Source organism: Methylobacterium sp. E-045, from assembly GCF_022829685.1.
GTDB lineage: Bacteria > Pseudomonadota > Alphaproteobacteria > Rhizobiales > Beijerinckiaceae > Methylobacterium.
Genome location: NZ_JAKSYE010000118.1, coordinates 12,969 through 34,916, shown reverse-complemented (window position 1 = coordinate 34,916; position 21,948 = coordinate 12,969). Strand labels below are relative to the sequence as shown.

At 64.1% G+C, this 21,948-nt stretch carries 21 protein-coding genes; 3 read left to right on the top strand and 18 right to left on the bottom strand.

Annotated features, from left to right (window positions below):
• Positions 1 to 148: 148 nt before the first annotated feature.
• The 8 genes from MKK51_RS21670 to MKK51_RS21635 all read right to left on the bottom strand — a co-directional run bounded on the left by MKK51_RS21670 (position 149) and on the right by MKK51_RS21635 (position 7,347).
• Positions 149 to 661, bottom strand: a complete 513-nt coding sequence (locus MKK51_RS21670; protein WP_243980816.1) for a flavin reductase family protein — start codon at positions 659 to 661, stop codon at positions 149 to 151.
• A complete protein-coding gene (locus MKK51_RS21665; protein ID WP_243980814.1) occupies positions 658 to 1,989 on the bottom strand; it encodes an LLM class flavin-dependent oxidoreductase in 1,332 nt (443 codons plus the stop codon). The genes MKK51_RS21670 and MKK51_RS21665 overlap by 4 nt, the downstream gene beginning before the upstream one ends.
• Positions 1,990 to 2,214: 225 nt before the next feature.
• Complete coding sequence (locus MKK51_RS21660) at positions 2,215 to 3,450, bottom strand: ABC transporter substrate-binding protein (protein WP_243980812.1); 1,236 nt, start codon at positions 3,448 to 3,450, stop codon at positions 2,215 to 2,217.
• A gap of 20 nt (positions 3,451 to 3,470) precedes the next feature.
• Positions 3,471 to 4,028 (bottom strand): carboxymuconolactone decarboxylase family protein, encoded by a 558-nt coding sequence (locus MKK51_RS21655; protein WP_243980810.1) that lies wholly within the window; start codon positions 4,026 to 4,028, stop codon positions 3,471 to 3,473.
• Positions 4,028 to 4,948: a branched-chain amino acid ABC transporter permease gene (locus tag MKK51_RS21650; protein WP_243980808.1), complete on the bottom strand. Its 921-nt coding sequence runs from the start codon at positions 4,946 to 4,948 to the stop codon at positions 4,028 to 4,030. The genes MKK51_RS21655 and MKK51_RS21650 overlap by 1 nt, the downstream gene beginning before the upstream one ends.
• Positions 4,945 to 5,808: a branched-chain amino acid ABC transporter permease gene (locus tag MKK51_RS21645; protein ID WP_243980805.1), complete on the bottom strand. Its 864-nt coding sequence runs from the start codon at positions 5,806 to 5,808 to the stop codon at positions 4,945 to 4,947. Before MKK51_RS21645 ends, MKK51_RS21650 begins: the two co-directional genes overlap by 4 nt.
• A 1-nt stretch (position 5,809) precedes the next feature.
• On the bottom strand, positions 5,810 to 6,538 hold the full coding sequence (locus MKK51_RS21640; protein WP_243980803.1) for an ABC transporter ATP-binding protein: 729 nt from the start codon (positions 6,536 to 6,538) through the stop codon (positions 5,810 to 5,812).
• Positions 6,535 to 7,347: an ABC transporter ATP-binding protein gene (locus tag MKK51_RS21635; RefSeq protein WP_243980802.1), complete on the bottom strand. Its 813-nt coding sequence runs from the start codon at positions 7,345 to 7,347 to the stop codon at positions 6,535 to 6,537. Before MKK51_RS21635 ends, MKK51_RS21640 begins: the two co-directional genes overlap by 4 nt.
• A 150-nt stretch (positions 7,348 to 7,497) precedes the next feature.
• Here MKK51_RS21635 and MKK51_RS21630 point away from each other — a divergent pair, with 150 nt between their 5' ends.
• Positions 7,498 to 8,421 carry a LysR substrate-binding domain-containing protein gene (locus MKK51_RS21630; RefSeq protein WP_279601269.1) on the top strand — a complete coding sequence of 308 codons (924 nt, stop codon included), beginning with the start codon at positions 7,498 to 7,500 and terminating at the stop codon, positions 8,419 to 8,421.
• A 351-nt stretch (positions 8,422 to 8,772) separates the two neighbouring features.
• Here MKK51_RS21630 and MKK51_RS21625 read toward each other — a convergent pair whose 3' ends face one another.
• Genes MKK51_RS21625 through MKK51_RS21615 form a run of 3 tightly spaced genes read right to left on the bottom strand, consistent with a single transcriptional unit; the run spans position 8,773 to position 11,321 of the window.
• Positions 8,773 to 9,036 (bottom strand): hypothetical protein, encoded by a 264-nt coding sequence (locus MKK51_RS21625; protein WP_243980797.1) that lies wholly within the window; start codon positions 9,034 to 9,036, stop codon positions 8,773 to 8,775.
• Positions 9,037 to 9,075: 39 nt separating this feature from the next.
• Positions 9,076 to 10,242, bottom strand: coding sequence for an acetate/propionate family kinase (locus MKK51_RS21620; RefSeq protein WP_243980796.1), 1,167 nt, complete (start codon positions 10,240 to 10,242; stop codon positions 9,076 to 9,078).
• A 38-nt stretch (positions 10,243 to 10,280) separates the two neighbouring features.
• Positions 10,281 to 11,321: an IclR family transcriptional regulator gene (locus tag MKK51_RS21615; RefSeq protein WP_243980795.1), complete on the bottom strand. Its 1,041-nt coding sequence runs from the start codon at positions 11,319 to 11,321 to the stop codon at positions 10,281 to 10,283.
• On the opposite strand from MKK51_RS21615, the gene xsc reads away from it, so the two are divergent.
• Positions 11,262 to 13,037, top strand: a complete 1,776-nt coding sequence (xsc, locus tag MKK51_RS21610) for a sulfoacetaldehyde acetyltransferase (protein WP_243980794.1) — start codon at positions 11,262 to 11,264, stop codon at positions 13,035 to 13,037. The two genes, MKK51_RS21615 and xsc, sit on opposite strands and share 60 nt — an antisense overlap.
• A 70-nt stretch (positions 13,038 to 13,107) precedes the next feature.
• On the opposite strand, the gene MKK51_RS21605 is transcribed toward xsc, so the two are convergent.
• The 7 genes from MKK51_RS21605 to MKK51_RS21575 form a co-directional block, all read right to left on the bottom strand.
• The gene (locus MKK51_RS21605; protein WP_243980793.1) at positions 13,108 to 13,410 is read right to left on the bottom strand and encodes a cytochrome c; all 303 of its coding nucleotides are present in this window, start codon (positions 13,408 to 13,410) and stop codon (positions 13,108 to 13,110) included.
• Positions 13,411 to 13,421: 11 nt separating this feature from the next.
• Positions 13,422 to 14,636 carry a molybdopterin-dependent oxidoreductase gene (locus tag MKK51_RS21600; RefSeq protein ID WP_243980792.1) on the bottom strand — a complete coding sequence of 405 codons (1,215 nt, stop codon included), beginning with the start codon at positions 14,634 to 14,636 and terminating at the stop codon, positions 13,422 to 13,424.
• A 58-nt stretch (positions 14,637 to 14,694) separates the two neighbouring features.
• Positions 14,695 to 15,768, bottom strand: a complete 1,074-nt coding sequence (locus MKK51_RS21595; RefSeq protein ID WP_243980931.1) for a YeiH family protein — start codon at positions 15,766 to 15,768, stop codon at positions 14,695 to 14,697.
• Positions 15,769 to 15,890: 122 nt separating this feature from the next.
• Positions 15,891 to 17,255 carry an MFS transporter gene (locus MKK51_RS21590; protein WP_243980791.1) on the bottom strand — a complete coding sequence of 455 codons (1,365 nt, stop codon included), beginning with the start codon at positions 17,253 to 17,255 and terminating at the stop codon, positions 15,891 to 15,893.
• A gap of 53 nt (positions 17,256 to 17,308) precedes the next feature.
• Positions 17,309 to 18,991 carry a GMC family oxidoreductase gene (locus MKK51_RS21585; protein WP_243980790.1) on the bottom strand — a complete coding sequence of 561 codons (1,683 nt, stop codon included), beginning with the start codon at positions 18,989 to 18,991 and terminating at the stop codon, positions 17,309 to 17,311.
• A gap of 217 nt (positions 18,992 to 19,208) precedes the next feature.
• Entirely contained in the window at positions 19,209 to 19,424 is a 216-nt protein-coding gene (locus MKK51_RS21580) for a hypothetical protein (RefSeq protein WP_243980788.1), read from the bottom strand.
• A gap of 114 nt (positions 19,425 to 19,538) precedes the next feature.
• Positions 19,539 to 20,402, bottom strand: coding sequence for a LysR substrate-binding domain-containing protein (locus tag MKK51_RS21575; RefSeq protein ID WP_243980786.1), 864 nt, complete (start codon positions 20,400 to 20,402; stop codon positions 19,539 to 19,541).
• A gap of 236 nt (positions 20,403 to 20,638) precedes the next feature.
• Between MKK51_RS21575 and MKK51_RS21570 the strand changes: the two genes are divergently transcribed.
• A complete protein-coding gene (locus MKK51_RS21570) occupies positions 20,639 to 21,946 on the top strand; it encodes an MFS transporter (protein WP_243980784.1) in 1,308 nt (435 codons plus the stop codon).
• Positions 21,947 to 21,948: the final 2 nt, after the last annotated feature.

The following is a 21,948-nucleotide window of genomic DNA, read 5'->3' as shown; positions in this document are numbered from 1 at the left end:
TGCTGGCCGGAAAGCTGCCTGACCACAATCCACCCTACTCAGATCGTTCCCACCACCATATCGGGCGGCCCCGAAGCGGACGCTTTCAAGTTCCGCGTAGGGTCAAAAGCAGGCCCGGCAGTGGGTACCAAACGTCAGATTTTCATCACTAGATCGGCTTCAGGCCGTGGAACGCCGAGTCGACATAGATGAGCGGCGAGCCGTCGCCGGTCTCGGCATGAAGCACCCTGCCGACGAAGATCGTGTGGGTGCCCTCGTCGTGGCGGCTTTCCAACACGCAATCGAGCCGCGCCGCGCAACTCTCGATCAGCGGACAACCAGTCGCGCCGAGGCGGTGGGGGACGGCGTCGAAGGTTTTGCCGTCGCGGCCCGCGAAGTATGTCGCGAGCTCGCTTTGCGTCTCGCTCAGGAAGTTGAGCGCGAAAGCCCCTCCGCGCGAGACGACGCCATGCGAGGCGCTCGACTGGTTCAGCACCACGAGCACCAGTGGCGGCTCGGCGCTGACGCTGCAGACCGCGGTCGCGGTCATGCCGTTGACGGTCGAGTCATGGCGGCTGGTCACCACGGTTACCCCGGCCGCCAAGCGGCGCATCGCGGCTTTGAAGGCGGCCGGGTCGACGCCCGGCTGCGGCGTGGCGTGCATGACAGCGGTCGCGCTCACGGCCGTGCTCCCGACGTTCCGAGACGCTCGCGCAGCGAACCAGCCCCATAGTCTGTGCGAGCGCGGCCGCGCGCCTGAAGGATCGGCACGACCTTGTCGACGAAATCGTCGAACGTGTCGGGCAGGAAGGCGGGCGAGATGACGAAGCCGTCGGTTGCGCCGGAATCCACGATCGCGATTAACTCGTCCGCGACGTCTTCCGCGGTGCCGACGAGGCGCGGACACATCACGCCGCGACCGTAGATTTTCCCTGCGTCCGCGATCGTCATGGAGCCGTCGCCGGCGATCGAGCGAAGCGCCGCAAGATTGCCCTGGCTGCCGGTATCGGCGATCTCGTCGATCGTGGCATCGAGCGGCAGCGCGCCGAAGTCCGCGTTGGCGTGGGCAGCGAGCGTCGACAGGCCGACGCGCGGATCAATCAGACTGTCGTGGAGGTCACGCTTGGCTTGCGCCTCCTCTCGCGTCTCGCCAATGAACGGCATCACGGCCATCATCACGCGTGCCGCGTCGGGCGCGCGGCCGGCGGTCTCCAGCGCGGCGCGGACGTCCTTGGTAAAGGCGGTCATGCGCGTCATGCTCGGCTGCAGCGCGAAGATCACCTCCGACCAACGCGCCGCAAAGGCTTTGCCGCGGCCCGACGAACCGGCCTGGATGATGAGCGGCCGACCCTGCGGGCTACGCGGGATGTTGAGCGGCCCGCGCGCCTTGAACCACCGGCCTTTGTGGTTGGCGTAATGAACCTTCGACGGGTCGGCGTAGACGCCGCCCGCGCGATCGAGCACCAGCGCGTCCGGCTCCCAGCTGTCCCACAGTTTGAACGCAACCTCCATGAATTCATCGGCGCGGTCGTAGCGCTCGTCATGGCTGAGGTGCGGCACATCGCCGAAGTTAAGCGCCTCTCCGTCGTTCATCGAGGTGACGACGTTCCAGGCGGCGCGGCCGCCGGAGATGTGGTCAAGGGTGGCGAATTCACGCGCGATGTTGAACGGCGCGTCATAGGTGGTGGAGCGCGTCGCGCCGAGGCCGAGATGGCTCGTCACGGCCGCCATCGCCCCGAGGATCGGCAGCGGGTCCATGCGAGTCGCGTCCTGATCGCCGAGACGCAGGCCCATCTCATGGCTGTCGCCGTAGCGGTCGGCGATCGCGAGCCGGTCGGCGAAGAACACGAAGTCGAAAAAACCCCGCTCCAGCGTCTTCGCGATGCCGGCATAGTACGCGAGACTCAGAAACGGTGTCTCATGCGCGGGGTTGCGCCAGATCGCGTGACTGTGGACCACCGGGCCCGCGACGAGAAATCCGCAAAAATGGATCGGCTTTGACTTGGTCATGTGCGCCCCTTGCAAGCCATAGCTTTTTATTGGTTTGATTTTTTACTTTAGAACCAGGATCAAGCGATATTCAAAATCCTAGTAATCGCCACATACAAACGCAAATTGATATTGTTTTGCATAAAGCAAAGTTTTACTTATGAGCGATGGGGCGCCGGTTTCAGCGTGGCGACTTCGGTCGCTTTGGCCGTCAAGTCCGACGATGACGGCCGGTTCAGCCTTCCGTCAGCTGACCACGCCGAACGGCGTGTTCTTCCCGCCCTTGATGAGCTGCACGTAGAAGGAGCGGTTCAGGGAGTCGCCCTTCTCGTCGAAGTCGCAGGTGGAGCCGGCGCCGTTGAAATTGATGGCCTTGCCCTCGCGGACCATCTTCAGCGCCTCGACGATGTCGTCGACGGGTTCGCCGGGAGGGTTGCAGACCTCGCGGACCGACTTGGTCCACACGGCCGCCTCCTGCGTCTTGGCGTGCTGCATGGCCAGCACCGTGACGCAGACCTGATCCCAGGCATTTCCCGCGAACAGGAACACCGTGCCTTCCGGCGCGCCCATTGCCTTGACGAAGCGGGCGTAGGACGGGCTGTCGATCGGGGGTGAGGGCTGGAGGTGGTAGATGCCTTCCGCGACCTCCGGGCCGACCGCCTGCAGGAACTTGCCTTCCGCGTCCGCGCCGGTTCCGAGCGACACGACCTTCGAACTGAAGCCCCCGCGGAAGATCTCTTTGGAGATCGACACCATATCGGTCAGCAGCGGCAGCACGAACACCGCGTCGGGCTCCCGCCCGAAGGCCTTCTCGACCTCGGCGCGATAGGAGGCCTGGTCGGGATTGTACATCACGACGTCGACCACCTCGCCGCCGATCTTCTTCATTTCTGACTTGAACGGCTCGACCATCGCGACGATGAACGGGTTCTGCTGGGCCAGCACCGTGACCTTTTTTGCGCCGATCTTGTCCATCACTTTGGCACCGGCTGGGCCCCATTGGCTCGACTTCGCCTGCAGCCGGTAAATCAGGCCCTTGGTGTCGCCCTCGGTCACGGCGTTCGCCGCGCAGGATAGCATCTGCACTTTATTGGCCGCGAGGATCACGGGTTTTGCTGCCAGCGCTTCGGGGCTGCCCCAGAAGCCGCCCACGAGCTCGACCTTGTTGACCTCGAGCAGCTTCTTCGACGCCACGACGCTCGCGGTGGCGCTCGTCTCGCTGTCCTCAATGAAGAGCTTGACCTTGCGGCCGCCGAGAATGCCGCCCGCCTCGTTGACCTTCGAGACGACGAGTTCTGCCGCCTGCTTCATTGCCGGCCCATAGGAGCCTGTCGCGCCCGAGAATGGCAGGACCATGCCGAGCGGCACGTCGCCGGCGGCCCCTTGCGCGATGGCTGGTTTTCCGAGCGCGGCCACGAGCGGCAGTGAGCCAACGCCCGCGAGGACGGTCCGGCGGTTCACCACGAATCTGCTGTCAGTCATCGAGAGCGTCCTTTTCACTGTCACGGCGGGCTTGGGAGGTTCATGGCGGCGGCCGCGCGGCCATCGTCGATCTGTAGGGCGTCGTTGAAGCGGTTGAAGAAGCCCGCGAGAGCGATGCGCAGCGTCAGCTCGACGATCTGAGCGTCCTCGAACCGCGCTTTCAGCCGCTCGAACACGGCTTCGCGGATGCCCCAGGCGCGGCTTGTGACGAGCGTGGCGTATTCGACGACGAGCCGATCGGTGTCGTCGAAGGCTGGGTGGTCAGCAGACGGCAGCTGCGCGATCGCCTCCGCGGGCACGCCCTCGACGGCGAGCAGCGGCGCGTGATGGGTGACGCAGTAGGGGCAGGCGTTCATGACCGAGACGGTAACCACGCCGAGCTCGACATAGCGCCGAGGGAGATTTCCCTGCTCGCGCAGTTCGAGCAGCATGCCGAACAGGCCTTCGAGCGCCGCTGGAACATGAGCCATCACCGCCGCCTGGTCGCTGAAGTCAGCGTAGCCCGACGCGAAGGTCTCGTAGAGTTCGGCGAGATGCGGCGGTAGGCTTGATGACGGCAGCACGGCGACGCGAGGCATCAGGCGCTCCCCTTGTCTTGTGGAAGCACATCCGCGGCGCGGCGCTTCGGCTCCGGCGCGAGGCCCTGCGGCCGCAGGATCAGCAGCAGCACGATGCCAGCCCCAATCATCCCCAGCCGGAGCGCGGAGAGCTGCACGCCGTCAATGACGGTGACGAAGTCCTTCAGCAACCGCGTGCCTTCGAGTAGCGCCATGATGGAGCAGGCGCCGATCAGAAGGCCGACATTGGAACCGCGGCCGCCCGCGATCACGGCCATGAACGCGTAAGCCGTGACGATCGGGTTGAACTGACCCGGGTCGATATAAGTGAGGTAAAAGGCGTGGAGCGCGCCCGCGATTCCCATCACGGCCCCCCCGACCGCGAACGCCCGGACGCGGAGCGCAAAGACGTTTTTGCCGAGCGCGGACGTCACCGTCGCGTCGTCGCGGATCGCCCGGAGCACCCGGCCGAAGGGCGAGCGGGCCATGGCTTCCAGCAGGACGAACACGATAGCGACCAGCGCCAGCGCGAAGACGATGAACACCGTGTCGCCGCCGATCGTCTGTCCGAGCGCCGCGAAGGGGCGCGGAATATCTGGGATGCCGAGCGCCCCGTTGGTGAGCCAGCCCTCATTGAGGATGACGAGACGGACGACCTCCCCGAACCCAATCGTGACGATCGCAAGGTAGTTTTCCTCAAGCCGGATCGAGAGAAGCGCGAGGCCTGCGCTCAAGATCGCCGACAGCGCGCCGGCGACTAGCATACCTGGGAACCAGCCGATCTGTGGGGCGAGCAGCGCGGTCGCATAAGCGCCGATCGCTACGAAGCCGACGACGCCGAAATTGACTAGCCCGGCCTGGCCCCATTGGAGGTTGAGCGCGAGGCCGACGAGCGCCGCGATGCAGACCAGGATTGCGATGGTGACGAGATAAGCGATCATTTGCGCGCCGCCTTCGCTCCGAGAAGCCCGTTCGCCCGGAACAGAAGCAGCGCGAGGATCACCGCGAAGCTGACGACCTGCCGGTAGTTCGTGGGGATGACGAGCGCCGACATTTCCTCGGCGACGCCGATTGTGAGCGCCCCGAGCACGGCGCCGATCGGCGAGCCGAGGCCGCCGAGGATCGCGGCCGCGAAGATCGCGATTTGGTAGTTCCAGCCGATCAGCGGATCGATCGAGCGGTCGAGCCCGGCGAGCACGCCGGCGAGACCCAGCAGTGCGCCGACGAGCACCCAGGTAAGCCGCGCAATGGTCCGACGCTCGACCCCGCGGACGGCCGCAAGCGAGGCATTGTCCGCGACCGCCCGCATGGCGCGGCCGAGCGGCGTGAAGCGCAGCAGCACGTCGACAGCGACGAGGCAGGCCACCACGGTGATCGCGATGGTGATCTGCTCCTGATTGATGCGGATCCCCTCCCAGCGGATCGGGCGGGAGAGCGCGACGTAGAAGCCGCGGCTGGCGTTGCCGAAGAAGAAGCGGCAGACATTCTCGATCACGAGCGAGACGCCCATCGATGCGACCAGCAGCGTGATCGAGCCGCGCAGCCGCAAGCGCTCGAAGGCGAGCTGGTCGGCGATAAGTCCCGCGCCCGCCACTGTGACGGCCGCGATGGCGGCGGCAGCGGTCATCGGCATGCCGAGCTGGACGTTGGCGACCCAGGCCGCATAAGCGCCGAGGGTGAGCATCGCGCCGACCGCGAAGTTCGCGAATTTCAGCACGCCGAACACGAGCGTCAGCGCGAGCGCTGGTAGAGCGAGCAGAAATCCGGTGACGAGGCCGTTGAAGAAGAGCTGCGCGGCCATCTCAGGCGACCTTCGCGAAGAAGAGGTCGCCGAGATCAGCAGTTCGTACGGCCGCGGCGGTGTCGCGCAAGCTGACCTGCCCCGCGACCAACACCACCGCCTCGTCGGCGATCTCGAGCGCTGCCGCAACATTCTGCTCAACGAGCAGCACCGTAACGCCGGCCGCCCGCACGCGAACGATCGCCTCCATGGTTTGAGCGACGAATATGGGGCTCAGGCCTGCCGAAGGCTCGTCGAGCAGCAGTACTTCGGGGTTCGCCAGCAGCGCGCTTGCGAAGGCAAGCATTTGTCGCTGGCCGCCCGAAAGATCGCCCGCTCGGGTTTTGAGCCTGGCGGCAAGCTCCGGGAACAGCGCCAGCACACGCTCGCGCTGCTCAGGCCCGACGCCTGCGCGGCCGCGCAGGAATTCGGTTGCGAGCTTCAGGTTCTCGCCAATGCTGAGGCTCGGGAAGACGTTCTGCTCTTGCGGCACATAGGCCATGCCGGCCGCGACACGCTTGGCAGGCGTCTCGGAGGTGACATCCGTTCCAGTCACCAAGACGCGGCCCTGGCGGATGTCGAGCAGGCCCGCGAGCGTCTTCACGAAGCTCGACTTGCCCGACCCGTTCGGGCCGATCACCGCGAGGATGGTTTCAGGGCTCTGATTCAGCGTTATGCCGCGCACGATGTCGTCGCCGCGGCCATAGCCCGCGCGAAGCTCGCTAACGGACAAGGCCGGGACCACGCTCATGCCGCCACCCCGAGATAGGCCTCGACGACGCGGCGATCCTTCGAAACCTCCTCGAAGTTCCCGGATACGAGCCGCTTGCCCTCGGCCATCACATGGACGTGGTCGCAGAGTTCGCCGACGAGATGCATGTCGTGCTCAACGAGGCCGAAAGACACACCCTCAGCCTTCAGCTCGCGGATCAGCCGGATCATCTCGAGCTTTAGCGGTGGTGCGACGCCGGCGCCCGGCTCGTCGAGAAGAATGAGCTTAGGCTCGAGCAACAGCGCGCGGGCGAGATCCAGCAACTTCTTCTGACCGCCAGAAAGCCCGCCGGACGGGTGGTCGGCGAGCCGGAACAGGCCGACGCGTTCGAGCAGCGCCTTGGCCTTCTGGGCGTTGCCACTTTCCTGCGCCCACCATTTGCGGCGCGAAAAGATGCTTGCGACTACGCCTTCACCGGTCTGGAAGCGCGGAGCGAGCAGCAGGTTCTCGAATACGGTGAGGCTGCCGAGCTCACGAACGATCTGGAACGTGCGCGCCATGCCTAGGCTCGGGAAACGATGCGCCGAAACGGCCGTTACGTCCCGGCCCTCGAACAGGACGGAACCCTGGTCGGCGCGAACGAGCCCGGTCATGACGTTGAGCAGCGTGGATTTGCCGGCGCCGTTGGGGCCGATGAGCCCGGTAACCTGCCCGGCTTCCAGAGCAAGCGAGCAACCGTCGAGCGCAGCAAGCCCGCCGAACCACTTGGCGACGTCGCGGACTTCGAGCAACGAGCCTGCGGTCACGACGCACGCCTCGCGAGGCGCGATGCAGTCGCGGCCGAGCAATTGCCCATTCGGCGTGCAACTACGGCTATAATTTTATGCATAAGCTAAATAATTGTCCAGAGTTCTTCGATCTGTTCAATCTTATTACCCGGCGATACATTAGCGCAAATTTATATTGCTTTGCATAAAGCAAAGTAATATTTATCTTGTATGGTGAGGCCACTCGAAATCTCTCTGCTCCGAACCTTTGTGTTGCTGGTCGAGGAGCGCAGCGTGACGCGCGTAGCGCGGATGCTGTTCAGGACGCAGCCAGCCATCAGCCTGCAGATCAAGCGACTCGAAGACGCTGCCGGTCGCCCCCTCTTCGATAGCGATCTCCGGCATTTGAGGCTGACGCCGCAGGGCGAGACGCTGCTGCCTTACGCGCGCGCGGTGCTGAAGATGCACGACGAGGCGCAGATGAAGCTCTCGTCGGAGGAGATCGACGGCCGCGTCACGCTCGGCTGCCCGGACCTCTATGCCGCCTATCTGCTGCCCAAGACGCTAGCGAGCTTCCGCCGCGCCTATCCGCGCGTCGAGGTCTCGGTGCGCTGCTCGCTGTCGCGGCAGATCGCAGCTGACATGGATGCAGGCCTCGTGGATGTGGCGATCGCGACCCGCATGCCGGGCGTCGGACCGAAGACCGGCAACGCCACGCGGCTGCGCTCGGAACGGCTGGTCTGGCTCGGCGCTGTAAACGGCGAGGCGCACCGCCGCTCGTCCGTGCCACTCGCTATGCTGCCCGAGGGCAATCTCTACCGCGACGTCGCGCTCGCGGCGTTGAACGAGGCAGGCGTCGGCTGGCGCATCGCCTGCGTGTCGGAAAGCATTGCGGGGCTTCAGGCGATGGCGCTCGCCGATGCAGCCGTGCTCGTGCTGTCGGCTTCGGTCCACGTTAACGGCCTTGAGCGGTTGCCGCCGGACTCCGGGCTTCCCGAACTGCCGGAGGTCGACATCATGCTCTGGCGACGAATGCAGGGGCTGTCCCAGGCCGCCGAACACTTCGCGCGCCACATCGAGCTCGGTGTCTCGGGTGCGACCGCCGACGACAGCCAAGACGAGGACGAGATGTCCCACAGCGCAGCCGCCGAATAGTTCAGCTCGGCCTCGCCTTCCGGACGATCACGAACGTGGAGCGTGTCGTAAACGCGATGGTGCCGGCGTTTGCCCCGCGTCGACCATAGAGTCCGCATGGTGCCTCCAGTTCCGGAGGCCGCCCATGATCCCGGCCGCTGCCTGCTGGTCGAACCCTCCTGGTAGCGGCGCGATTGTCGATTGCTGCCGCCTTCTGTGTAGGGCGGTGACAAAACCATCCACTGGAGCGTCGGCGGCGGTGCCAATAGGTCGGCCCTAACTGTTCAGCACACGCGTATCGCTCTCCAAGGTGGCGCCCTGGTTAATTCTCGGATTTCTAACCCTCGCCGCTATGCGGCCCCTCGAACTTGTCTAGTCTTCGCTTACAACGCCGAGCTCTGACTTAGCCGCCACCCTGACCGTCGTCTCCATGGGAGCACTTGGCCTCGACGTGGATTTGCGGGCGGTCATACGTGTCGGACCGCAAGTCGCGCTGGCGGTATCGGCATCCCTAGCCGTGCTCATCCTGATCAGCCTCGCCCTGATCTCGATGATGCTGAATAGGTGACGCCGCTCTACCAGAAGCTCTTTGAGGCCGAACGCGATCCTATCAATCTCAAGGGCCGCAGCTACCATCGATAATATTCAGCAACCCAGCCTCTCTCGAGGGCAGGCTTACCGTCCTACGCTCGCGACAGCGCGGGCAATCGGCAACTCCTCGTCGGCCGGGACAACAAAGACGGGGACTTTTGACCCGTCTTCGCTGATACAAGGCGCGTTCGCCGCATTCCGTGTCTCGTCGAGGGCGATGCCAGCCCAGCCCAGGCCTCGGCAGATCGTTGAGCGGATCCGGGCCGAACGCTCGCCGATTCCTGCGGTGAATACCAGGGCGTCGAGGCCGCCGAGGCTTGCCATCAACGAGCCGGCCTCGCGCACCACGCGGTAGGCGAACAGGTCGAGCGCCTCGGCCGCGCGGGGATCCGCGCTGGCGAGCAAGGTGCGCGCATCATTGCTGATACCGGAGACGCCGAGGAGGCCTGATCGCCTGTTGAGGATTTCGGAGACCTCGGCCGGGGTCATGCCGCGTTGCTCGATTAGGTAGAGCACGAGCCCAGCATCGATGGTGCCGCAGCGCATGCCCATCATCAGCCCGTCGAGCGCCGTGAAGCCCATCGTGGTGGCGACGCTGCGATGCTCGTTCATGGCGCAGAGGCTAGCGCCATGGCCGAGATGGCAGACAATGACCCTGCCCCTCGCAGCCTCGCCGGCGATGTCGGGCAATACGTCGGCGATGTGCTGGTATGACAGGCCGTGGAAGCCGTAGCGGACAAGGCCCTGGTCGGTCAGCTCGTGCGGGATTGCAAAGATTTGGGCCAGGCGCGGCATGGTCCGGTGGAAGGCCGTGTCGAAACAGGCAACCTGCGGCAGACCGGGCCATGCTTTCGCCACGGCGCGGATCGCCGCGAGGTTGTGCGGCTGGTGCGCAGGGGCCAGTGGGACCAAGGAATCGAGGGCGGCGAGGACTGCATCATCGATTGCGACGGGCGTTGCGAAATCCGGGCCGCCATGGACGACGCGATGCCCGGCGGCGGCGAGGGCGACATGGTCCGAATGCCTTATGGCGTCGAGGAGCCAGCAGGTCGCGACCTCGTGGTTGCTCGATTCCGACAGTGCCTCCCTGTCGAACAGGACGGCTTCTCGCCCCTTGGCTCCGCCGAACTGTGCCTTTCCTCCGATCCCTTCGATGCCGCCTCGGCACAGCGGTTCGAGCGACTCTGCCCGGAAGAGTGCGAACTTCACGCTCGATGATCCGGCGTTGAGGACGAGGAAGGCTTTGTCCATGGCGCGCATGTCCTCTCTGGTTGTGCGCCGTGCGGCGCTTATCGCAGGGTCAAGGCAAGGGCTTCGGCTGCTTCGCGCAGGGTCGGGAGACGCTCCGCCGCATTGCCTCGCGACAGCCGCACTACCGGGGCCTGGAGCGCGAGTGCGGCGAGGCAATCGCGGCCATTGCGGTCGAAGATAGGCACAGCCACGCAGAAAAGGCCGGACAGAAATTCCTCGTCGTCGAAGGCGTAGCCATCGCGCCTGATCCGGCTCAGTTCTTCGTTAAGCGCAGCGACATCGGCCAGGGTGTTGGCGGTGTAGCGCTCCAGCATAAGGGTGCCGATCATGCGGTCGCGCTTGGCCGGCGGCATCATCGCCAAAAACATCTTGCCGCTGGCGGAGGCGTGCACGGGGACACGTGAGCCCTTCTGGAAGGCAACGCGGAGCGGCGCAGCGGCCTCTACGCGATCGAGATACATGACCTCGCTTCCTTCCAGCACCGTCAGGTTGCATGACTCGCCGAGCGCGCGTACGACGCGCTCCAAGATCTGATGACGCTGGGTCGAGCCGGGATTGTTCGACAGGATCGCAAAGGCAAGCGCGGTCGCCCGCGATGCTAGCTCGTAGCGCCGGCCATCTGGCAACCTCCGAATCAACTCCGCTCCCTCCAGCATGCTCAACCACCGATGCAGTGTCGGTTTCGGCAGGTTCGCGGATTCCGTGAGCTCTGCGAGCGTCGGCGCGTGATCCATCGCAGCGATGATCTCCAGCAGGCTGAAAGCCTTAAGAGCCGGCGACGATTCGGTGACGTCATCCATGGTTGCCAACTTGATATTCCATTTTCCTGAATGAAAGAAGCAAAAAATTGAGATTAACGTTGCGTGCGGTTGTCGATCGCGGTTAGTTTCGGTCTGGGTAAGCGACAGCGCGTTGCGCGTCCTCTCCCAGATTCGGTTTGGCCGCCACGACCATGCGCTGCCGTCCGAGGTACGAACGACCGTCAACGACTTGGCACAGCCATGCTGGGAGAGCGCGCCATGAGGATGACCACGGAAGAGGCTTTCATCAAAGTGCTGCAGATGCACGGGATCGAGCATGCCTTCGGCATCATCGGTTCTGCCATGATGCCGGTGTCGGACCTGTTTCCCCGGGCCGGCATCACGTTCTGGGACTGTGCGCACGAGAGCAATGCGGCGCTGATCGCCGACGGCTATTCCCGCGTAACCGGCAAGATGGCGATGGCCGTGGCTCAGAACGGCCCAGGCGTCACTGGCTTCGTCACCGCAATCAAGACGGCCTATTGGAACCACACGCCGATGCTTTTGGTGACGCCGCAGGCGGCTAACAAGACCATCGGCCAGGGCGGCTTTCAGGAGGTCGAGCAGATGGCGCTCTTCGAGGACATGGTCTGCTACCAGGAGGAGGTCCGCGACCCGACCCGCGTCGCCGAGGTCCTGAATCGGGTGATCGAGAAGGCCTGGCGCGGTTGTGCCCCGGCCCAGATCAACATCCCACGCGACTACTGGACCCACGTCATCGACGTCGAGCTTCCGCAGATCGTGCGGCTGGAGCGGTCGACAGGCGGCAAGCAGGCGATCGCCGACGCGGCCGAGCTTTTGGCCGGCGCCAAGTTCCCAGTGATCCTCAACGGTGCGGGTGTGGTTATCGGCGATGCCATTGCAGAATCTGTCGAGCTGGCCGAACGACTAGATGCACCGGTCTGCTGCGGTTACCAGCACAACGACTCGTTCCCCGGCTCGCATCCCCTCGCCGTCGGGCCCCTCGGTTATAACGGCTCGAAGGCGGCGATGGAGCTAATCGCTAAGGCCGACGTGGTGCTGGCGCTTGGCACCCGTCTTAACCCGTTCTCGACGCTGCCCGGCTACGGGATCGATTACTGGCCGAAGACCGCTAAGATCATCCAGGTGGATATCAATCCCGACCGGATTGGTCTTACTAAGAAGATCTCAGTCGGTATCTGCGGCGATGCAAAGCATGTGGCCCGGGCGCTCCTGGAACAGCTCCCCGCAACGGCCGGCGACGCCGACCGAAACGAGCGAACGTCGCTGATCCACCGCACCAAATCGGCCTGGGCTCAAGCCCTGTCCTCGATCGATCACGAGGAGGACGATGAGGGCACGAGCTGGAATTCGGAGGCGCGCGAACGCGAGAGCGTGAAGATGTCGCCCAGGCAGGCTTGGCGTGCTATCCAGGCCGGGATGCCGCGCGGCGCGATCATGTCGACCGACATCGGCAACAACTGCGCCATCGGGAACGCTTATCCGAGTTTCGAAAAGCCGCGCAGATATCTGGCGCCTGGCATGTTCGGCCCCTGCGGCTATGCCTTCCCCTCGATCATCGGCGCGAAGATCGGCTGCCCCGATGCGCCCGTGTTCGGCTTTGCGGGCGATGGTGCCTTCGGCATCTCGATGAACGAGATGACCTCGATCGGCCGTGATGAATGGCCGGCCATCACGATGGTGATCTTCCGCAATTTCCAATGGGGGGCGGAGAAGCGCAACACGACGCTCTGGTATGACAACAACTTCGTCGGCACCGAGCTCGATCCGAAGCTGAGCTATGCCCGGATCGCCGATGGCTGCGGTTTCAAGGGGATCCGTGTTGACACACAGCAAGCCCTAACCGAGGCGATCCAGCAAGCCGGGGAGGCACAATCGAACGGCGTCACCACCTTCATCGAGGTGATCCTGAATCAGGAACTCGGTGAGCCCTTCCGCCGCGACGCGATGAAGAAGCCGGTGCAAGTCGCGGGCATCGAAAAGGCCGACATGCGGCCGCAACGGCCGGCGTGAAAACCGGTGCACCGAGGAGGAAGGGAGTGGCGGGGCAACCCGCTGCTCCCTTCGTTGCATGCTGACCTCGTCAGTAGGTCGCCGCGAGATAGTCTGCAATCTTTTTAGCGTCCTCCTCCTCGATCGGCGCCCCGAATGTCTTGATCATCTTGGTGACTTCGGCGCTCCAGAAGGCGTGACCCTTCTGGCCCGGCTGCATGGCGATGTAGTCCGGCGAATGGCAAGTGAGGCAATGCGCCTCCGCGACCTCGACCCCGGAGCCGGTATGCAGCTTCGCGGTCTCCTGGGGCATGTCGTAGGTCTTGGGAATGGCAAGGGCCACGCCCGTCGAAAGCCAGAACGCGGCGATGGCCGCCGTGGTGAAGCGGGTCATGGCGATCTTCCTCAGCTTGCCGTGACATGCGTCGTCTCGACGACGTTGCGCATGTAGCCGGGCGGGTTCCAGAGCGGATCCATCGGCTGGGTCTGCCCGGCCTGGCTCGTCGCCCTGACCCGAATCGCGTGTCGTCCTTCGGCGAGGTCGACGTTCAGGCTCCATTGACGGAAGGCAAAGCGCCCGAGATCGGTGCCGAGCGAGGCTGGTACCCAGCTCTTTCCGTCGTCGGTCGACACTACGACGTCCTTGATGCCGGAACCGCCGTCGAAGGCGATGCCGCGCAAGGGCATCGTGCCAGCCCTGATCCTGGAGCCGTCGGCGAGGCTGGTAACGAAGGAACGGACGTTGAACGTGTTGATTGGCACCGTCTCGGCCGGCATTTTTCCACCCGGTTCCGTGCAGGCGCAGGCATTGGCCGGGATGCGATAGGCCGGCTTCATCCAGAACTTCTCGAAGACCGTGTCGATCAAGGTGATCGCGTTGAGATGCTTGAGCCAGTAGGTGCCGTAATAGCCCGGCACCACGAGCCGGAGGGGAAAGCCGTTGAGGAAGGGCAAGTCTTCGCCGTTCATGGCATAGGCCAGCATCACCTCGCCGTTGACGGCATGATCGATATTCAGCGACTTGGCAAAGTCCGGCGTCGCCTCCAGCACCGGCCCGTCAAGCCCTTCGAAAACCGCCTGCTTCACATCGGCCTGGATCCCTGCCCGCTCGAGTACGGTCTTGAGCGGGACGCCCTTCCATCGCGCGCAGCCCATGGCGCCGTTGGCGAGCTGGCCTCCTGCGACGCGCGGCTCGAAGAAGCCGCGGGAATTCCCCGAGCATTGGTTGACCGCCGTGATCTCGATGGAGTCGAGCCTCTTCAGGTCGGCGAGGGTGAGCGACAAGGGTGTGTTGACCTTGCCCTTGATCTCAAGGCGGTACGTGTCGGGATCGATCTCGCTGGGCAGGCCGGCGAGGTGATAGCGCACGAAGAAGGCATCGTTGGACGTAATCGGACCTTCGTCGAACACCGAGAACGGCGTCTCGAGTTGCGGCGGCCGGCTCGTCATCTGGATGAGTGGGCGCTTGCCGGGATACTTCACGAGGGCGCGCTCGCCATTTCCGAACGGCAACATGACGTCGTCGGTACCCGCCCCTTGGGCGGAGCGCCCTCCGAATGGTCCCGCCGCGGTAAGAACGGCGGCGCCGGCTCCGCGCAGGACGTCGCGTCGATGCAACATGGCTTCCTCCATCGTTGTCAGCCCCCTCTTCGGCGGCTGTGTCCGTCGATATCCGCCCTCAGCCGAGCCTAAGCAGGTGGATCAGTCCGAGGCTGATCAGCAGAAGCAGCACGAGCGACAGCGTCACGGCCGCCGTGACGCGACTGCCGACTCGACCAATCACGCGCACGTCGACACCGAGCCCGAGGGCGGCCATTGAGACGACGGTGAGGTAGCCGGCGATTTTCGTGATCGGCCCAAGCGCGACGTCGAGCACAAGGCCGAGCGAGCGGCAGGCCGCGAGGAGGAGGAAGCCGAGGATGAACCACGGCACCAGCTTGAACGGATCGAACCTGCGGGACTTCGCCGGATCGCTCTGGGTGCCGCTGAAGCGCGGAGCGAGAAGCGAGAGGCCTACCACGACCGGGCCGAGCATAAGCACGCGTACGAGCTTGACCAACGTGCCGATCTGCGTCGCGACGAGACCAGCCGGGACGGTGGCCGCAAGGACCTGCGGCACTGCGTAGACGGTGAGGCCGGCGAGGATTCCATACTGGCTCGCGCCCAACCCCAGTAGCGGGATCAGGAGCGGCAAGCCCAGCACCATCAGGACGCCCAGGATCGCGGTGAAGGAGATTGAGGACGCGATGTCATCGCTACTCGCTCCGATCACCGGGGCCACTGCCGCGATGGCCGAGTTTCCGCAGATCGAGTTGCCGCAGGCGATGAGGATCGAAATCCGCACGGCGAGGCCGAGCATGCGGCTGATCATGAAGCTCGCGGCGATCGTTACGATCACCGTTGCGACGATCGCGGCGAGGAGCAGGGGACCGGAGGCGATGATCGCCGCAAAGCTGATCGAGGCGCCGAGCAGCATCACTGCGACTTCGAGCAATTGCTTGGCGCTGAAAGCGATGCCAGAGCGCCAGAGCGCGCTCGGCTGCCAGAACGTCCGGATCGCCATACCAAGCAGGATCGCGATAACGAGAGCCTCGATATAGGGGTGCTCGACCGCTCCCTCCTCCAGATGCTGCAGGCCGATCGAGGCGAGGGTCACCGCGATGCAGAGTGCGATGCCTGGTGCCAAGGCCGTGAGGCGCTCCATGATCGGATGCGGTGGTTTCGGCGTCACGAAACGATTGTCCTGCAGCATCGTCACCCCTCGGCGCCGAGCCATAGCGCCGTTATTCCTATGCCCTCATAGCAATTATTTGCTGAAGCACACCCTGTTTCGAGAACAATCTTCCAATAGCGTTCTAAATAATAGAACATTCTTTAGCTGGTGTGGGTTTGTACCCATTGAGGGGGTTCAGGCCGCACCAAATTGGACAGTGCAGCCTGGCGGGCTCTGCGGCCGATCCACATGGCGGAGGCCGCGCTGACCAGGCCCGCGAAGGCGCAATAGGCACAGATGAGCCAAGGCTTGTCCGCGCCGGAATACTGCAACAGCGCGGTCGCGATGATCGGTGTTAGCCCGCTCGCGAAGATTCCAGAGAATTGATAGACGAACGAGATGCCGGTGTAGCGCACGCGCGCCGGAAACAGCTCCGAGAATAAGGCTGCTTCAGGTCCGTAGACCGAAGCATAGAAGATGCCAAAGGGGACGATCAGGGCGAGCCAGATCATCGCCGTGCTGCCGCCGCTGTTCAGGAAGAGCCAGAAGGCCGGAAAGGCCGAGAAGCCGGTGATCACCGAACCCCACGCATAGACCCGTGTGCGGCCGAGTTTGTCGGAAAGCCAGCCGGCGAGCGGAATGGTGGCGCAGAGGAGCAGCGCGGCAGTGGTTACACCGAGCAAAGCTTCGGTTCGCGGCAGTTTCACGGTCCCCGTTAGATATCCGATGGAGAACACTGCGAAGATGTTGAAGAACACGCCGTCGATAGTGCGGGCGCCCATCCCGGCGATGACGTTGCCGGGATAGTCCCGCATCATGGAGACAAAGGGGATCGCGGCTTCGCGGTTAGTCTCCTTCACCTTCGCGAATTCCGGAGTTTCCATGACGTTAAGGCGGATATAGGCCCCCACGGCGACTAGGATCGCACTGAGGAGAAAAGCGAGCCGCCAGCCCCAGGCGAGGAACTGCTCCTCCGTCAGACCATAAGACAGAGCCGCGACGACGCCGGAGGCGATGCAGAGACCTAGGGCCAGCCCTATCTGCGGGATGCTCGCATAAAGCCCGCGCTTCTCCGGCGGAGCGTATTCGAAGGCCATCAGAACGGCCCCGCCCCACTCGCCTCCAAGCCCGATGCCCTGAAAGATGCGCAGAACCAGCAGCAGGATCGGCGCAGCGACGCCGATCTGCGCGTAAGTTGGCACCAGCCCGATCAGGAAGGTCGCCACGCCCATCAGCATCAGCGTGATGACGAGCATGCTCTTGCGGCCGATCTTGTCGCCAAAATGCCCGAAGATCACGCCGCCGAGCGGGCGCGTGATGAATCCCACCGCGAAGGTCGAGTAGGCAAGTAGTGTCGAAACGAGAGGATCGCTAGCTGGAAAGTACAACTTGTTCAGGACGATGCCGGCAACGACACCGTAGAGGAAGAAGTCGTACCACTCGATCGTGGCACCGATCAGTGCCGCCGATACTACCCGACCAAGACCTGCTCTTTCGGCGGCCGCTGCACGATCCGTCGTCCTCATCGCCATCCTCCCTTCGTCTTTGGCCGGCCCGCTGGACGGGGCCGTTGCAAGGCTTACTGGGCCGAGGCCGGCTCCGGCTTCGGCTGTGCCTGGATCACGGTCGCCCGGGCATCGACGCGAACGGCCTGCGGCTCGGACCTCGCATCCGCAAGGATCATGTCCGAGGCCTTCTCGGCGATCATGACCACGGGTGCGCTGGTATTGCCGGAGACGAGCGTCGGCATGATCGAGCAGTCGACGACGCGCAGGCCAACGATGCCGTGGACGCGCAGGCGCATGTCGGTGACCGCCATCGGGTCCGAGCCCATCTTGCAGGTCCCGGAGGGGTGGAAGATCGTTGCGCCCGATCCGCGCGCAAAATCAAGCAGCGCCGCGTCGTCCTCGGCATCGCGCCCTGGCTTGATCTCGTCTGTGAGCAGATTCCGCAGCGGAGCCGTGGCGGCGAGGCGGCGGCCGAACTTCATCCCCTCCACCGTGCAGCGGCGGTCGATCTCAGTGGCGAGGTAATGCGCTCGCATCACCGGAGCCTCGAACGGGTCCGCGCTGCGAAGGGTCACGGTGCCCCGCGACTCAGGCCTCAGCTGGCAGACCGAAAAGGTGCAGCCGGGCCAGGGATGCGGCGCGCCGCCGGCCATGTCGGCCGAGAGCGTGGCGAAATGGAACTGCACGTCCGGCGTGCCGGGGCCGGGCATGACGCGGGTGAACAGGCCGCCCTGGTTGATCCCGACGGCGAGCGGCCCACTGCGGGTCAGCAGCCATTGCAGGCTGATCCGGATCTTGCCAGTCAACGACTTGAGGTCGTCGTTTGTCGTGATGGGCTTGCTCACCCGGTAGATCATGCGGACCTGTAGATGGTCCTGCAGGTTTTCGCCGACGCCCGGCAGATCGTGCGCGACCGCGATCCCGTGTCGTTTTAGTTCGGCCCCCGGTCCGATCCCGGAGAGCATGAGAAGCTGCGGACTCTGCAGCGCGCCCGCCGCGAGGATGACCTCTCGCTTGGCGCGCGCCTCGTGGATGTGGCCGTTTCGCCGGTAGCGAACGCCGACGGCGCGGCCTTCTTCGAGAATGAGGCCGGTGGCTTGGGCATCGGTCTCGATACGCAGGTTCGGCCGTTTTTCGGCCGGGCGCAGATAGGCGACGGCGCTGCTGCAGCGCCAGCCCTTACGGGTAAAGAGCTGATAGTAGCCGACCCCCTCCTGGTCGCCACCGTTGAAATCTTCGGTGCGCTTGACCCCGAGGTGGCCGGCGCCCGCGATGATCGCTTCGATGAGTTCGTGCTTGCGCTCGATGTCGGAGCACCAGAGGGGGCCATCGCTGCCATGGGCCGGCCCGCCGCCCCTGGTGTTGTGCTCGGAGCGGACGAAGTACGGCAGCACGTCCTTCCAGGCCCAACCCGCGTTCCCGAGCGCGGCCCAATGATCGTAATCGTCCGACTGCCCGCGAACGAAGATCAGGCCGTTGATCGACGAGGAGCCACCCAGCGTCCGTCCTCGCGGCCAGTAGATTCGCCGATCCTTCATGGTCGGCTCGGGCTCAGTGTAGAACCCCCAATTCAGCGTCTGATGGAACATCGTCTTCCCGTAGCCGATGGGAAGATGGATCCAGGGCGAACGATCGCGCGGCCCTGCCTCCAGCATCAGGACCCGATGCCGGCTATCTGCGGAAAGCCGGTTCGCGAGCACACACCCCGCAGTACCGCCGCCGATGATGATGAAGTCGAAGGGGGCGATTGTCATCGCCTGCACCTCGCCCGTCTGCGTTTCCTCGATATCGTACCGTTTCGAGCTTTTTCTATCTCGAAAAATGGAACAATACGTTCGATTAAATGAGGAAAGAGCGGTCCTGTCAATGCGGTCAGGCAGAATACTTCACACGCGTGCAGGGGGCGGGTGCGTGAGAGCCTTCGGCTGGATCAGGCCGGCGAGACTGGAAGATTGGGGTGCTGCGTGAACGCTAGTTGCCGGTAAAGCCGACGAATGTTTCAGCCTGCTCGTTCTTCGCCATCTCAAGCATGTGCCACTTGATGCCGGACACGATATTTTTAAGCGATACGCCGTCGCGCGGCATGTGAACCATCGGGCGGGCCGCCTGAAGCTGAGCGATGCTGCCAGCGAGGTATAGTGCTACAGCGAAGGGCAGGATCTGGCGGAGGCGCTCGGTAGGGTGCATGGTGGGCAGATCCTGCTGCGATGCATCCCACTTAATCGAGATTATTGTGCATCGCAATATGTGGGCTTTCGGCATTGCAGCATGGTACCGTTGCCCCACGCGCGTGGCGTGATCTTAACGCTGCACGTTTGCGAGTTCCGAGATCATGTATTCCGCAAGGTGATCGGCCGCTGCAGAAATGCCGTTGGGTTTCCGCTGCAGGACGATTTCGAGACCGGGCAGGTCCGGAAAACCTTCTGCCCGGCTTAGGCGTCGAACTTGGGGGCTCACGGCGCAGAGGGGAAAAGCCGAGATGGCGAGGCCCGCATAGACCGCGGCCTGGAGCCCCGCGATGCTGTCGCTGACCGCGGCAATGCTCCATGGCCGCCTAATATGGCCGAGTGCCTCCAGGGCATGCTGCCGATAGATGCTGCCCGCCGGCAGCAGCGCCAAGGGCAGAACCCCAAGCGGGCTGAGGGGGTAGTCGCGCGCGGCTACCCAGACCAGCGGTTCCTCCCGGACGATCGCTCCGCCACCGAATTCGGGCTGGCGCGTCATCAAGGCGATATCGATTTCTTCCCTCTGCAGGGCCGCGTAGAGGTTCACGCTGCGAGAACAACGAAGTTCGATCTCGATCTGTGGATAGGCCCGCGAAAAACCCGCGAGGACCACAGGCAGCAGGTAGGCCGCGTATAGATCTGGTACGCCAAGCCGGACATGCCCAGTGACGTCGGGCGCCTCGAACCGCTCGCGGATCTCGTCATTGAGCCCGAGCAGGGTCCGCGCGTAGCTGAGCAGCATCTCGCCCTCGCGCGTTAGGGTGAGGTGGCGGCGATCCCCCTCGAAGAGCGGTTTGGTGAGAGCCTTTTCCAGCCGATGCATCTGGTGGGTGATCGCTGGCTGGGTGCGGCCGACCTGCTTTCCTGCTAGCGTTATACTGCCGGTTTCCACGACCGCGACGAAGGTCCGTAGCAGCGGAATTTCGAGATCCGGAATCATATCGATCAATTTCCTGAATGATCTCGATAAAGAGAATAAATTTCTCCGATGCAAGAGCAATCTCTAGAGTGAGATTGAGGCGGCGTTCCCGCTTGATTCAGGGCAATCAAAGATCCTGAACCGGTCGTCGTCTCAAAGGAGAGAAACGCTCAACGGATGTCGGGGACTTGCCCCACCTTCGCGCGATGCTGCGCGCCGGCTGGCGAAGTCTGTCTGAGATCGGTCAGGAGGGCAGAATGCTGAGGCTTGTTCGGTTTAAAGCCACGGATCGCGTACTGCTGATCATCTGTCTGATGTATCTGGTCACCTATATCGACCGGGTGAACATCGGCACCGCAGCCCCGGCGATGCAGAAGGAGCTGGGGCTCAGCAACTTTGAACTCGGCCTCGCCTTCTCGGCTTTTGCCTACCCTTACGCCTTCTTCCAGATCGCTGGCGGCTGGCTCGGCGATCGACTCGGGCCCCGGAAAACGCTGCTGATCTGCGGCGCAATCTGGTCGGCGGCCACGATCGCCATCGGGTTCGTCGAGGGCGCCATGTCGCTGATCGTCGCCCGCTTCATCCTGGGTGTCGGTGAAGGCTCGGCCTTTCCCACCGCGACCCGTGCGCTCGCCAACTGGATGGCTGCCGACAGGCGCGGCTTCGCTCAGGGCATCACCCACGCCTTCGCCCGGCTCGGCAACGCGCTGACGCCGCCGATCATCGCCTTCCTAATCGTCACGTTATCCTGGCGCGACAGCTTCTGGATCGTCGGCGTGATCAGCTTCGCTTGGGTCGGCCTGTGGTTCTGGTACTTCCGGGACGATCCGCGCGAGCACAAGCACATCACCCAGGAGGAGCTCGCCGTCCTGCCCGTCATGAAGATTGCATCCGAGCGAAAGGCCGTGCCGTGGCGCCGCTTGCTCAAGCGGATGTTGCCGGTGACCCTCACCGACTTCTGCTACGGCTGGACCCTGTGGTTGTTCCTCAACTGGATCCCCTCCTACTTCCTCCACGAGCATAATCTCGACATCAAGAAATCGGCGATCTTCGCCTCGGGCGTGTTCTTCGCCGGTGTCGTCGGCGACACGGTCGGCGGCATCGTCAGCGACCGGATCCTGCGCAAAACCGGCAGCGTCTCGAAGGCTCGGGTCAGCGTGATCGTCGTCGGCTTCCTGGGTGCTTTCGTGTTCATGCTGCCGGTGCTGTTCGTGCACGACCTCGTCACGATCGCGCTCTGCTTGTCCGGCGCGTTCTTCTTCGCCGAACTGATCGTCGCTCCGATCTGGGCCGTGCCGATGGACATCGCGCCCCAGCATTCGGGCACCGCCTCGGGCTTCATGAACTTCGGCTTCGGATTGGCCGGCATGATCTCGCCGGTGGTGTTCGGCGCCGTCATCGACGCGACGGGGCGTTGGGACCTGCCCTTCGTCGCCTCCCTCGGCCTGCTCCTGCTCGGCGCCGTGCTGGCGCTGCGCATGCGGCCCGATGAGCCTTTCCTCGACGATGTCGAGCCCGATGCACCAGTTCTGACCTCACCGGTGGCGGTCAGGCCAGGCGTCTGACC